12 protein-coding genes are annotated in these 12474 nt (G+C 73.7%); 6 read left to right on the forward strand and 6 right to left on the reverse strand.

What is annotated here, in order from left to right; all coding sequences use genetic code 11:
• Positions 1-15: 15 nt before the first annotated feature.
• On the forward strand, positions 16-513 hold the full coding sequence (locus ABZS69_RS62860; RefSeq protein WP_355393293.1) for a hypothetical protein: 498 nt from the start codon (positions 16-18) through the stop codon (positions 511-513).
• A complete protein-coding gene (locus tag ABZS69_RS62865; protein ID WP_355393296.1) occupies positions 510-2327 on the forward strand; it encodes an ABC transporter ATP-binding protein in 1818 nt (605 codons plus the stop codon). Before ABZS69_RS62860 ends, ABZS69_RS62865 begins: the two co-directional genes overlap by 4 nt.
• Here the strand turns inward: ABZS69_RS62865 and ABZS69_RS62870 are convergent.
• The 5 genes from ABZS69_RS62870 to ABZS69_RS62890 all read right to left on the reverse strand — a co-directional run bounded on the left by ABZS69_RS62870 (position 2300) and on the right by ABZS69_RS62890 (position 8321).
• Positions 2300-2788 carry a S26 family signal peptidase gene (locus tag ABZS69_RS62870; RefSeq protein ID WP_355393299.1) on the reverse strand — a complete coding sequence of 163 codons (489 nt, stop codon included), beginning with the start codon at positions 2786-2788 and terminating at the stop codon, positions 2300-2302. The genes ABZS69_RS62865 and ABZS69_RS62870 overlap by 28 nt on opposite strands.
• Entirely contained in the window at positions 2785-4620 is a 1836-nt protein-coding gene (locus ABZS69_RS62875) for an ABC transporter ATP-binding protein (protein WP_355393302.1), read from the reverse strand. Before ABZS69_RS62875 ends, ABZS69_RS62870 begins: the two co-directional genes overlap by 4 nt.
• The gene (locus ABZS69_RS62880) at positions 4617-5165 is read right to left on the reverse strand and encodes a hypothetical protein (protein ID WP_355393305.1); all 549 of its coding nucleotides are present in this window, start codon (positions 5163-5165) and stop codon (positions 4617-4619) included. Before ABZS69_RS62880 ends, ABZS69_RS62875 begins: the two co-directional genes overlap by 4 nt.
• A 63-nt stretch (positions 5166-5228) precedes the next feature.
• Complete coding sequence (locus ABZS69_RS62885) at positions 5229-5414, reverse strand: hypothetical protein (protein WP_355393308.1); 186 nt, start codon at positions 5412-5414, stop codon at positions 5229-5231.
• A 177-nt stretch (positions 5415-5591) separates the two neighbouring features.
• The gene (locus ABZS69_RS62890; protein ID WP_355393311.1) at positions 5592-8321 is read right to left on the reverse strand and encodes a BTAD domain-containing putative transcriptional regulator; all 2730 of its coding nucleotides are present in this window, start codon (positions 8319-8321) and stop codon (positions 5592-5594) included.
• 101 nt (positions 8322-8422) lie between these two features.
• Here ABZS69_RS62890 and ABZS69_RS62895 point away from each other — a divergent pair, with 101 nt between their 5' ends.
• The 3 genes from ABZS69_RS62895 (at position 8423) to ABZS69_RS62905 (ending at position 10542) form a co-directional block, all read left to right on the forward strand.
• Positions 8423-8947 carry a MauE/DoxX family redox-associated membrane protein gene (locus ABZS69_RS62895; RefSeq protein WP_355393314.1) on the forward strand — a complete coding sequence of 175 codons (525 nt, stop codon included), beginning with the start codon at positions 8423-8425 and terminating at the stop codon, positions 8945-8947.
• Complete coding sequence (locus ABZS69_RS62900) at positions 8911-9834, forward strand: hypothetical protein (RefSeq protein WP_355393317.1); 924 nt, start codon at positions 8911-8913, stop codon at positions 9832-9834. The genes ABZS69_RS62895 and ABZS69_RS62900 overlap by 37 nt, the downstream gene beginning before the upstream one ends.
• Positions 9835-9909: 75 nt before the next feature.
• Positions 9910-10542 carry a 2'-5' RNA ligase family protein gene (locus ABZS69_RS62905; RefSeq protein ID WP_355393320.1) on the forward strand — a complete coding sequence of 211 codons (633 nt, stop codon included), beginning with the start codon at positions 9910-9912 and terminating at the stop codon, positions 10540-10542.
• Between the two features lie 37 nt (positions 10543-10579).
• Here ABZS69_RS62905 and ABZS69_RS62910 read toward each other — a convergent pair whose 3' ends face one another.
• On the reverse strand, positions 10580-11470 hold the full coding sequence (locus tag ABZS69_RS62910) for an NAD-dependent epimerase (RefSeq protein ID WP_355393323.1): 891 nt from the start codon (positions 11468-11470) through the stop codon (positions 10580-10582).
• A 71-nt stretch (positions 11471-11541) separates the two neighbouring features.
• Between ABZS69_RS62910 and ABZS69_RS62915 the strand changes: the two genes are divergently transcribed.
• Positions 11542-12468 (forward strand): helix-turn-helix domain-containing protein, encoded by a 927-nt coding sequence (locus tag ABZS69_RS62915; protein ID WP_355393326.1) that lies wholly within the window; start codon positions 11542-11544, stop codon positions 12466-12468.
• The last annotated feature ends 6 nt before the right edge of the window (positions 12469-12474 follow it).

Raw genomic sequence — 12474 nt, forward strand, 5'->3', positions numbered from 1 at the left:
AAGAGGGGTTGTCCGATGCCTTTCCTGATTGTCGCCGTCGTGCTGGTCGGCCTGCTGTGCCTGCTCGACCTGGTGCTCACCCTGGGCGTGCTGCGCCGGCTCCGCGAGCACACCGCCGAGCTGGAGCGCCTGGCCGGGACCTCGACGGTCATGCCGTACGATCCCCGCGTGCTGGTCGGGCGCACGCTGCCGCAGGACGTGGCGGGACCGCGGCTCGTAGGGTTCTTCGACGTCGGCTGCGACACCTGTCATGAGCGCGCGCCGCAGTTCGCCGCGCAGGCCGAGGGCCAGACCGCCCTGGCGGTCATCTCCGGCGCCGCCGACGAGGCCGGCGACCTGGTCGACGTGGTGGGCGGCGTGGCGAGCGTCGTCACGGGCGAGGACGCGATGCGCATCGTGCGGGCTCTCGACATCCACGCGTTCCCCACGTTCCTGAGGACCGACCAGGACGGCAGGGTCGTGGCCGCGGACACGGACCTGACCGACCTCGCCGCCATGGCGCCCGCGACGTGACCCGGTCCCCGCTGCGCCGCGCCGCCACCCTGGCGCTGCTGTGCTGGCGGGCCGGGCCGCTGCTGGCGATGTTCCAGCTGGGGACCACCGTCGTGGCCGGGCTGCTGCCGTCGGCCACCGTGTGGGCGACCAAGCTGCTCGTCGACGGGCTCGCGACGGGCCATCAGGAACGCGTGCTCGCGCCGGTCGCCGGCCTCGTCGCGCTGGGGCTGGTCGCCGGGGTGCTGCCGCAGCTGACCGGGTATCTGCGGGGCGAGACGGATCGCCGGCTGGACCTGCTGCTGCAGGACCGCCTCTACACGCGGGTGAACACGTTCCACGGCCTGTCGCGGTTCGAGAATCCGGTGTTCCTCGACGAGCTGCGCATGGCCGTGCAGGCGACGGGCAACGCGATGGGGCCGATCACCTCGGGCCTGTTCGACCTCGGGCGCAACGTCATCGCCCTGGCCGGGCTCCTCACCGCGCTGGCCGTGCTGAGCCCGCTCATGGCGGGCCTGGTGGCGCTCGCGTCGTTGCCCGTACTCGCGGCGAGGATGTCCCTGGAGAAGCGGCGGATCAAGATGATCGCCGGGCAGTCCGCCGCGGCCCGGCGGCAGATCTTCTACTCCTCCCTGATCACCGACGTGGAGGCCGCCAAGGAGGTCCGGCTGTTCGGGCTGGGCGACTTCCTCAAGCGCCGGGTGCTCGGCGAGCTGGCCGTCCTGCAGGCGGGGGAGCGGCGGCTGGACCGGCGGGAGGCGCTCACGCAGTCGGCGCTCGCGGCGCTGTCCGCCGCCGTCAGCGGCGCCGGGCTGCTCTGGGCGGTGTACTCCGCGCTGAACGGGCGGCTCACCCTCGGCGACGTGACCGCGTTCGCCGCCGCCGTGGCGGGCACGCAGGCCGCGCTGATCGCCACCGTGGAGAACGCCGCGAACGCGCGCCAGGCGCTGCTGCTCTTCGCCCACCACGAACGGGTGATGTCGTTGCCCGGCGACCTGCCGACCCCCGGGGAACCGGAGCCGCTGCCCGCGCTGCGCCGCGGCATCGAGCTGCATGACGTGTGGTTCCGGTACGACGAGAGCCATCCCTGGGTGCTGCGAGGGGTGGACCTGACGATCCCGCACGGCTCCTCGGTCGCGCTGGTGGGACTCAACGGGGCCGGCAAGAGCACGCTGATCAAGCTGCTGTGCCGCTTCTACGACCCCTCCCGCGGCGCGATCCTCTGGGACGGCATCGACATCCGCGACGTGCCACCCGCCGAGCTGCGCGCCAGGATGGGCGTGCTCTTCCAGGACTACATGAGCTACGACCTGACCGCGGCCGAGAACATCGGGGTGGGCGAGGTCGAGGCGATGTCCGACCGCGCCCGGCTCCAGGCCGCCGCCGAGCTGGCGGGCGCGCACGAGACCGTACGGGCCCTGCCCCGCGGCTACGACACCATGCTGAGCCGCATCTTCTTCGGCCCCGAGGACGACGACGACCCGCAGGCGGGCGTGGTCCTGTCCGGCGGCCAGTGGCAGCGCCTGGCCCTGGCCCGCGCGCTGGTGCGCGAGCGCCGCGACCTGCTCATCCTCGACGAGCCCAGCTCCGGCCTGGACGCGCAGGCCGAGTACGAGGTGCACCGGCGGCTGCGCGAGCACCGCGCGGGCAACACCAGCCTGCTGGTCTCGCACCGGCTCGGAGCGGTCCGCGACGCCGACCTGATCGTGGTGCTCGGCGACGGCCGGATCGTCGAGCAGGGCACCCACGACGAGCTGATCTCGCTGGGCGGCCGGTACGCCCACCTGTTCGCCACCCAGGCCAGCGGCTACCGGGAGGGCGCCGACATCGCCTGATCGATCTTGCGCAGCACCACGCCGAACAGGCGATCCGCCGTCAGGTAGCCGGACTGCCGGGAGTCGAGCGAGTGGTCCGGATTGTCACCCAGCACGACCAGGTGTCCGGCCGGCACCCGCGTGCCCGGCGCATCCCGCAGCGCGGGGACGGTGTCGCGCGGGATCGGGTCGCCCGGGACGGCCGCGACGCGCTTGATGATCCAGCCCGGACCCGTGCCCAGCTGCTGCCGCGCTTCCCGCCGGCGCTCGCCCGGCCGGGCGTGGGCGAAGCCGCTCAGCACGACGACCTGCCCGGGGCGCAGCGACTCGGGCGGCGTCCGCCGTACGAGCACGCGCTCACCCGGCCGGTACGCCGGCAGCATGCTCTCCCCCTGGACGGTCACCACCAGGTACCGCCGGCGCAGCCGGACGACGGCGAGAGCGACGCCGAGAGCCGCCAGCAGGACGATCGCGGCGGTCACCGCGACAGCTCCACGTCGTCCCGGTAGCCGGTCGCCTGCCGGGCGAACAGCTCGGCGTACGTGCCGCCCTCGGCCAGCAGGGCGGCATGCGTGCCCTCCTCCGTGACGACGCCGTCGACCAGCACCACGATCCGGTCGGCCGTGCGGACCGCGCCGAGGCGATGGGTGATGACCACGCTGGTCCGCCCCGACCTCAGCGTGGCGAGCCGGCCGTGCACCTCGTACTCGGCCTCGGGGTCCAGGCCGGCGCTGGGCTCGTCGAGGATCATCAGGTCCTGGTCGCGGCGCAGGAACGCCCTGGCCAGCGCCAGCCGCTGCCACTGCCCGCCGGAGAGCAGCACTCCGGATTCGGCGTCGTCCTCCTCCGGGTCCTGGGGGAAGCCACGGCTCAGCAGCGTGCGGTAGCCGCGCGGCAGGGCCGCGACCACGTCGTGGATCCCGGCGTCCCGCGCCGCCCGCTCGATCCGCGCCGGGTCCTGGGCGGCGGCGAGGTCGCCCACCGCGATGTTGTCGGTCGCCGTCAGCTCGTACGACACGAAGTCCTGGAAGACCGCGCCGATCCGGGCACGCAGCGTCTCCGGCGGCACGTCGCGGAGGTCGATGCCGTCCCACAGGATCGCGCCGCGCGTCGGGTCGTAGAACCGGCACAGGAGCTTCACCAACGTGCTCTTGCCGGCGCCGTTGCGCCCGACCAGCGCGACCGTGTGCCCGTTCGGGATGAACAGGTCGACGCCGCGCAGGATCCACGGATGGTCCGGGCTGTAGCGGAACCAGACGTCGCGCAGCTCGATGCCCCGGCGCAGGGGCGGCAGCGCCGGGCGGGCGCCCGGAGACGGCAGATCGGACTCGGCGGTCACGATCGCGACGTGGTGATGAAGGGTCAGCAGGTGCTCGTACGCCATCACGCCGGCCGACACCATGCCGTCCAGCGCCGCCTGCACGCCGGCGACCGCCGCCACGAACATCGCCACGTCGCCGACGCTGAGCCGCCCCTGCCCCGCCGCCAGGACCGCCCAGACCAGGCCCGCCCCGGCCACGATCGCCGAGGCGCCTGACAGACTCGCGTGGATGCGGAGCTCCCGCCGATCCATCCGGCGGCGTTCGGCGTTCGCGGTGCGCAGCTCGGCCAGCATGCGAAGCCGCAAGAAGGCGCCGAGGTCGAACAGGCGGATCTCCTTGGCGGCGTCCGCGGTGGACATCAGGTGCGCGTAGAACAGTTCGCGACGCTCGGCCGGCCCGATCCGCCACAACATCGTGTTCCGTTGCCGCGACATCCGCAGCTCGATGAGCAGCGCCGGCAGGGCCGACAGCACGACCAGGATGGTGAAGGTGGAGTTGACGAGTGCCAGGGACGCGACGAAGCCGGCGACCGTCACCGCGCTGCGAATGGCGGTGAGTGCGGTGTCCACCAGCCTGCCGGGGTTGCTCGCGCTCTGCTGGGCCAGCCGCAGCCGGTCAAGGAACGCCGGGCTCTCGAACCTGGCCAGACCGGTGAAGCCGGAGACCGCCGCGAACAGCTCGTCCTTCGCGTGCAGCGCCGTCCTGCGATCCACCTCGGCACGCAGGTAGTGTCCCGCGTGCGCCGCCGCGGCGGCGGCCGTGGTGACGGCGGCGACGGCCACCGCCAGGGCGAGCAGCGCGTCGGTCTGCCGTAGCGCCACCCCGTCCAGCACGGCCTTGGTCAGCCAGGCCACGGCGATCGGAGTGGCCGAGCCCACCAGCGTGACCGCCAGGTAGGCGAGGACATGGGCGGGCGCCGACCGCCACACCATCGCGGCGGCGCGTGCCGCGCTCCTCGCCAGCCCCCGTGGCGTCGGCGCCGGCTCGCTCACGCAGGCGACCCGGCCGGCAACCGGGAGACCTCGGGCGCCACCGCGACCAGCTTGCCGCCGGCGGTCACCTGGAGGAACGTCGGGAACGAGTGCACGCCGAACGCGTTGCTCACAGCGCTGTCCACGATCACCTGTGCCACGGGCCTCAGAGCGCTGACCATGTCCGCCGGGTCACCCGATCGGTTGTCGACCACCGCCAGCACCCGCGAGCGGTCCTGCTCCGCGGCCCACGAGGCGAAGCCGGGAAGCTTCTCGTGGCAGCCGCGGCAATCGGGCGACAAGAACGCGACGACCGTCCCGTCCGGCAGGAGATCCCGGGTGAGAGGGCTCCCGTCAACCGTCGTCGCCTCGAAATCACCGGCGACGTCGCCGGCGGTCGGCCCTCCGCCCGGCCCGGAAGGGCCGCCCATCAGGTCGACGGCTTCGAACAGCCCGTCCAGCAGCTTGGTGTGCTCCCGGAGCCGCCGGACCACACCGAGGGTCAACACCAGATCCACGAGGCACAATGCGCCGACGAGGGCCACGACGGCGATCAAATAGGGCATGAGACAACCTTCCGTATTAAGGGCCCGGCCGGCCCGCCAGCCGGGCACCCGGTCAACGTGCGGTCACGAGCAGTAGATGTAGCTCTTGCAGCCGCCGCAACTGCGGTTGCCGTTCGGGTAGTAGCAGCAGTACTTCGCGGTGAACGCCGGGAAACTGCAGCACTCGTAAGCGCAGTCGGTAGCCCTGGCCACGGTGTGCGGCGCGATCAGCTCGAGGAGCCGGTCGGCCATTCTGGTCACGACACGCATCGAACTTTCCTTTCGGTTGTTCCGGCGGGCCCGAGCCCGCCCGTGCGGAAGCGGTACGCCGGACCACGCCGCCGTCCCGCCGCCCGTCGCAGCGTGCGCCAGAGGTCTGAGCGATTTCTCAACGAATTCTTAACGGCCGGTCTCGGCAGGTCAGGCTCGTTGTCACCGGCGCGTGGGTCACGGATGGTGGAAGGAGACGATGCGGTCGCGGACCTTCGCCGCCTGCGCGTCGTCGAGCGCGTCGAAGAACTCCGCGGCCTGCTTCCAGGCGTCGAGCGCGGGCGCGATGTCACCCGCCGCCACGTGGGTCTCTCCCAGGCGGACCAGCGTCTCGGCGGCGGCGAGCGGGTCGTCGCAGTCGAGCAGCAGCTCGGCCGCCCGCTCGAAGCACGCCACCGCCCCCGCGAAGTCGCCTGTGAGGCGCAGGACGTGGGCGACGCTGTCCCAGGCGTGGCCCTCGCCCTGGGTGTAGCCGAGGTCGGCGAGGAGCCGCTGGGACCGCCGGCAGTCGGCCAGCGCCTTGTCGTACTCGCCGATCTCGGCCCGCAACCAGCCGGAGTTGTTCAGCGCCCGCGCCTCTCCGACGACGTCGCCGGCCTGCCGGAACAGCTCCAGCGCCCGCAGGGACTCGTTCAGCGCCTCGACGGGTCGCGTCCGGCTCAGCACGACGGTCAGACCGAGGTGGACGTGCGCCCGCAGGACCGGTTCGCCGAGGTCCCGGTGCAGCTCGACGGCCCGCTCGAAGTGCTCGACCGCCTTGTCGTCGCGGCCGAGCCTGGCGTGGGCGCGGGCGGTGCTGTTGTGGCAGCGGGCCTCGGCCAGCCGGTCGCCGAGCCGTTCGGCCGCGGTCAGCGCCATCGCCTGGGCGCGCAGGTTCTCCTCCCAGAGCCCGCGTCGCTGCATGAACTCCGCGAACGCCCACGCCAGCCGCCACACGTGCGCGTCGAGCCCGGTCTCGGCCGCCTCCGCCTGCAGCGCGGGCAGTACCGCCAACGCGTCGGCGTACCAGCGCAGGGCCTCCTCCTGGCCGGCGAACCGCTCGACCACGACGCCCCGCGCCGGCCGGTCCAGGGGCAGGGCGTCGCGGTGCGGGTAACAGATCCCGTTCGCGACGCAGGCCGAGTGCAGGTAGTAGTCCAGCAGCCGCCGCGTCGCCGAGCGCCGTACCGTCCGGGTGTCGGAGGCCCGGCCCTGCTCCGACGCGTACACGCGCAGCAGGTGGTGCAGGCGCAGGCGGCCGGGCGCGCGGATCTCGACCAGGTTGGCCCGGTCGAGGAGCCCGGCCAGCTCCCGCGCGCGGTCCACCGGCAGGGCGGCCAGGCTCGCCGCCGCCGCCAGCGGCAGGTGCGGCCCCGGGTGCTGCCCGAGCCTCCGGAACAGCCGGGCCGCCGGTACGGGCAGGTCCCGGTACGAGCGCCCGAACACGCGGCGCAGGTCGATCGCGGGGTCGCTGTGCGCGAACGGTTCCAGGTCCGCCCCGGCCCGTTCGAGGTCCGTGGCGACCTCGGCCAGCGGCAGATCGGTGCGCTGCGCCAGCTGCGCCGCGACGATCGCCAGCGCCAGCGGCAGCCGGCCGCACCGGCGGATGATGTTCGCGGTGGCCTCCGGCTCCGCCGCCGGCCGGGCCTCGCCCAGCCACGCCACCAGGAGGTGGTACGCGTCGTCGCCCGGCAGGACGTCCAGACTGACCAGGTGCGCCCCGGCCGTGACCGCGAGGCCGGACAGCTCGGCGCGGCCGGTCACCAGCGTCAGGCACCCCGGCGCGGTGGCCAGCAGCGGCCGGACCTGGGTGGCGCCGCGGGCGTCGTCGAGCACGACCAGCATCCGGCGGCAGTCCAGCATGCTGCGGTAGAGCCCGATCTGCGCCTCCACGCCCGACGGCACCTGCGCCTCCGTGACCCCGAGCGCGCCGAGGAACCGGGGCAGGACCACGGCCGCCGCGTCGGCCGCGTCGATCGTGCCGAGGTCGGCGTACAGCTGGCCGTCGGGGAAGCGGTCGCGGTGCAGGTGGGCCCAGCGCAACGCGAGCGACGACTTGCCCACCCCGGGCGGCCCGGAGATCGCGCAGACCGCCGCGGTCGCCGGCCGTTCGCCGGTCGCGATCGCGGCCAGCCGTTCCAGCTCGGCCGAGCGGCCGACGAAGTGCCGCAGGCCGACCGGCAGCTGCGCCGGGACCGGACGGGCGGTCTCGGGCGCGTCGCCGGAGCGCAGCAGGGCCCGGTGGACGCGCCGCAGCGCCGTACCCGGCTCGACGCCCAGCTCCTCGGCGAGCGTCCGGCGTACCAGGGCGAAGTGCGCCAGCGCCTCGGCGGTGCGCCCCCACGCGTGCAGCGCCTCGATCAGCGCCGCCGCCACCAGCTCGTCCAGCGGGTACTCCTCGGCCAGCGGCGACAGCGCCGCCACCGCGTTGGCGGCGTCGCGGCCGGTCACCACCCGCGCCCAGCGCAGCAGGATCTCCCTGCGCTCGTCGCGCAGGCGGTGGCGGGCCCGTTCGGCCCACTCGCCGGGCAGCCCGGTCAGCGGGTCGCCGCGCCACAGCGCCAGGGCCGCGCCCAGCGGTGGCGCCGGATCGGGCACGGTCAGCGCCTCGTCGGCGAGGCCGCGGAAGCGCGGCACGTCCACCGCGGACTCGTCCACGTCGAGCAGGTAGCCCCCGAGCCGCAGGACGACGGCGCCGTCGTCGGCGAGCACGTCGCGCCGGATGCGGGTGATGATCGTGTAAAGGGTGCGCCGCGCGCCGGGCGGGACCTGCTCACCCCAGACCCGCGCGAGGAGCGTCTCGACCGGCACGACCCGGCCGACCTCCCAGGCGAGCGCGGCGAGGGCGAGCGCGACCTGCGGAGGGCGTACGGGCCGGGCCTGCCCCGAGCGCTCCACCTCCACCGGGCCGAGTAACCGGATCAGCACGACGGTCCACCCCCTGCTCGTGATCTTCGAGAGTGTGGATCTTCGAGAGTAACGCAGCGGTGGTCTTGCCGGATTTGCTCTGCCATGACAGGTTGCGATCTATGCAGTACGTCGAAGTGGGGAGCAGACTGCTGCTGCTCACCGTGTTCGTCCTCGCGCTGGCGAGCAAGGTCTCCAGCCGCCAGGCCTGGAACGAGTTCGTCCGGTCGATCAGAGCGATGGCGGTGATCGACAGGGCGAAGGCGCCGGCGGCCGCGGTGGCGACGGCGGCGTCCGAGGCCGGTGTCATCGTGCTGGCCGCGATCCCCCTTCGCTGGGCCGGATCGGGGTCGTTCGTGCTCGCGGCGGGGCTGCTCGGCTGCCTCACCGTCGCCGTCGTCATGGTGGTCAGGAGGGGCGCGGCCGTCCCCTGCCGCTGCTTCGGGGCCTCCCAGACGCCCTTGAGCATGGCGCACGTGGTCCGCAACGGCATCCTCATCGCGGTGGCCCTGCTCGGGCTGGGGGCCTCCTTGGTGAACGGCTCCTTCGATCCGGGCCTCGTCGCGGTCGTCGGCGTCTTCGGCGCCGTGCTGGGCCTGCTCATGGCCCGGTGGGACGACCTCGTCTCGCTGCTCCGGACGACCTGAGCCGGCGGCGGGCTCTCGTGCCGGGCTGGCGGGTGGCCGAGCGGGCGGCGCGTGCGAAAGGCGCGGGGCCGGGTGAGGATCGGGTGGTCGTCCTCGACGACGGCGACGGCGTGCACTGCGCCGCGGTGATCGACGGCGTCACCGACAAGTCCGGCCGCGATTACGGCGGGGCGAGCGGCGGAGCCCTGGCGGCCGATCGCGTCGCCCAGACGCTGGCCACCCTGCCCTCCGACGTCACCGCGGCGGAGGCGGTCGCGGCCATCTCGGCGGAGCTGATGGAGCTGCGCCGCAAATGGTCGGTCGCGGACGACGATCTTCTCGCGCCGGCGGCCGTCGCGGCGGTGGTGTGGCCGCGGCGGAACTTGGCGTGGCGGGTAGGCGACGTCCATGTCGCCTTGGGCCACCGCGACGGCGGATGGCGCCGGCACGATGGCGGGAAGCTGATCGACACGGTGCTGGCCGGTGCCCGGGCCGCCTACCTGCACTGCCTGCTGCTGCAAGGAGAGCGCCCCGAGGACCTGGCGGCCGGCGATCCTGGGCGGGCGCTGATCCGGCCGGTGCTGGAGCGCCAGGCCGTGCTGGCCAACCGGGAGGACGCCGGTCCGTTCGGATACGGCCTGCTCGACGGGCGGCCGGTCCCGGAGCGGTTCGTGGAGACGTTCGAGCTGACGGACGACGTGTGCGAGGTGGTGCTGGCGTCGGACGGCTACCTCGGCCCGGCGCGGACCCTTTCCGGAGCCGAGGCGGAGCTTCGGGCGTCGTTGCTGGCCGATCGGCTGCGCATCATGGAGCACGCGGCCACCAAGGCGGTGGCGGCCGGTGCCGAGAGCTTCGACGACCGCTCCTATCTGCGGCTGTCCCGCCGCCCGAGCCATTTCCCCTCGTGACCTCTGCTCACCCAGTCGGATATCGTGACCACGCTGCGTGAGCAGACCAGCCCCCGCGCGCACCGAGGAGGATGCGTGAGCCCGCTACCGACGCGCATGACGAATCGCTGGGAGCGGCGGCGAGCGCTCATGCTGCCGCCGGGCCAGGGCCGGCTCTACTGGCACGTCTTGCTGGGGGAGGACCCGCAGGCGCGGGCCGTCGTCCAGGAGGCGCACGACCGGCTGGCCGGCCTGGCGGGGCTCGATCCGGTGCCGGATCGGTTCATCCACCTGACCACGTTCGTGGCCGGTTACTCGCACGAGATCACCGAGCGTCAGGTGAGCGTGATGGCCGAGGAGGCGGCGGGCCAGCTCACGCGGGTCGCGCCGATCACGGTCACGTTGGGGCGGGTGCTCTACCACCCCGAGGCGGTCGCGCTGGAGGCGCGGCCGGCCGAGCGGCTGCGGCCCCTGCTCGAAGCGGCGAGGTTCGCCACGCGGGCGGCGACGGGCCGTGACGGCGTCCTCGCCCATGACGTGTGGCACCCGCACGTGACGGTGGCCTACAGCAGCGCGGACGGCCCGGCGGCGCCCATCATCGACGCGCTCGGGGAGCGGCTCCCCGAGCGCGAGGTGACCATCCGCAGCATCCACATCGTCAACCAGGACGGCCCGGAGCCGGCCTGGGACTGGCGCCCGGTGGCGGAGGTCCGGCTCGGCGCCCCGTGAGCGCCTGCCGCCTCAACGAGCCGCCGGTCTCACGCTGCTAGATCAGTCGCCGGAGCACGTCGTCGACCGGGGTGGCGCGCACGCCGAGGATCTTCTCGGTCTCGGCGAAGTCGACGGCGAACGGGTGGCCCGGCTTGATGAGCACTTCGTGCATCTCCCCCCACAACGGATCGGTGAACGAGAGAAGGGTCAGGTCGCGTTCGGTCATCTCCTCCAGCCGCGGCTCCGGCGCTCCCGCGAGTTCCGCGAGCCGCCCGGCCAGTTCCCGCACCGACAGGGTCGAGGTGGGCGCGTGCCAGGCCCTGCCGTACGCCTGCTCGTCGCGGCTCGCGGCGACCAGCGTGCGCGCGGTGTCGTCGATCGCCGAGTAACTGTGCGGCACGTCGAGCTCCTGCGGCACCAGGGCGAGCCTGCCCTCCAGGACGGGCCTCTGCACCGTGAAGCTGAACACCGAGAAGGCGCCGGGGCCGTAGAACTGGGCGGCCCGCACCTCGGTGACCTTCACCCCCGAGGCGGCGGCCTCCTCCCACGCCCGCGCTCTGGCCCGCCCCTTGGGCCCGGTCGCCGCCAGCGGGAGGTCGGGCGTGATCGGCCCGTCGACCGGCCCGTAGGCGTAGAGGTTGCCGAGCATGACGTACGCGGCCCCGCTCCGCCGCACCGCGGTGAGCAGCGACGCCGACAGGATCGGCAACTGCTCGGGCCAGGCGTGGTAGGGCGGCACGGCGGTGGTGAACAGGGTGTCCGCGCCCTCGGCCAGTTCGGTGAGCCGGTCGGTGTCGGCCGCGTCCGCGGCGACCCTTTCGACGAGGGGATGGTCGGGCCCGCCGCCCGTGCGGCTGATCATCCGTACCCGCTCGCCGTCCTCGGCCAGCAGGAGAGCGGTCTTCGACGCGGTGGCCCCGCGACCCACAATCACATGAAATTTCATGATTACAACGGTGTCGACCGGCGGCCTCGTAGCATAGTGGCCGGAATGCCAACTATCCGGAGGATCTGGCCATGCACCGCCTCGCCGCAGTGATCGTTCCTCCCGTGCTGAGCTTCGACGTGTCGATCCCGCTCATGGTGTTCAACAGCGTGGCGCACTATGACGTACGCGTCTGCACGGCGCGGCCCGGCCCCGTGCCGACCGTCGCGGGCCCCGACGTGGTGGTGCCGCACGGCCTGGAGGCGCTGGAGGACGCCGACACGGTGATCGCGGTCGGCAGCGGCGGCGAGCCGGCTCCCCCGGACGTCCTCCACGCCCTGCGCAAGGCCGCCGCCGGCGGAGCCCGGATCGCCTCGCTGTGCACGGGCGCGTTCGTGCTGGCCCAGGCCGGGCTGCTCGACGGGCGCCGCGCCACCACCCATTGGGGGCTGGCCGGCGACCTCGCCGCCCGCTTCCCGGCGGTCGACGTACGGCCCGACGTCCTGTTCGTCGAGGACGACGGCATCTTCACCTCGGCCGGCGCCGCGGCGGCCATCGACCTGTGCCTGCACCTGATCAGGCTCGACTACGGGGCGGCGGTGGCCAACACGGCCGCGCGGCTCGCGGTCGTCTCCCCCGTACGGCCGGGCGGGCAGGCCCAGTTCATCGAGACCCCGCTGCCTCCAGAACGCGGCACCTCGCTCGCCCCCACCCGGGCCTGGGCGCTCGAACACCTCGACCGCCCGCTCACCCTGGCCGACCTGGCCGGCCACGCCAGCATCAGCGTGCGCACCCTGACCAGGCGCTTCCACGCCGAGACCGGGCTGAGCCCGCTCCAGTGGCTGCTGCACCGGCGCGTCGACCGGGCCAGGGAGCTGCTGGAGACCACCGGGCTGCCGATGGACCAGGTGGCCGGGCGGAGCGGCCTGGGCAGCGCCGACTCCCTCCGCAAACACCTGGTCGGCCGGGTCGGCCTCACCCCCACGGCCTACCGCGCGAGCTTCACCCGCGTGCCCTGACGGGCG

Origin of the sequence: Nonomuraea sp. NPDC005650 (genome assembly GCF_040605375.1) — a bacterium.
In the GTDB taxonomy this organism is placed as follows: domain Bacteria; phylum Actinomycetota; class Actinomycetes; order Streptosporangiales; family Streptosporangiaceae; genus Nonomuraea.

Bases quoted from the DNA above. Each gene is read 5' to 3' on its own strand.
- ABZS69_RS62885 (WP_355393308.1), bottom strand. From the start codon at position 5,414: ATGCGTGTCGTGACCAGAATGGCCGACCGGCTCCTCGAGCTGATCGCG.
- ABZS69_RS62915 (WP_355393326.1), top strand. From the start codon at position 11,542: ATGCACCGCCTCGCCGCAGTGATCGTTCCTCCCGTGCTGAGCTTCGAC.
- ABZS69_RS62860 (WP_355393293.1), top strand. From the start codon at position 16: ATGCCTTTCCTGATTGTCGCCGTCGTGCTGGTCGGCCTGCTGTGCCTG.
- ABZS69_RS62910 (WP_355393323.1), bottom strand. From the start codon at position 11,470: ATGAAATTTCATGTGATTGTGGGTCGCGGGGCCACCGCGTCGAAGACC.
- ABZS69_RS62895 (WP_355393314.1), top strand. From the start codon at position 8,423: ATGCAGTACGTCGAAGTGGGGAGCAGACTGCTGCTGCTCACCGTGTTC.
- ABZS69_RS62880 (WP_355393305.1), bottom strand. From the start codon at position 5,165: ATGCCCTATTTGATCGCCGTCGTGGCCCTCGTCGGCGCATTGTGCCTC.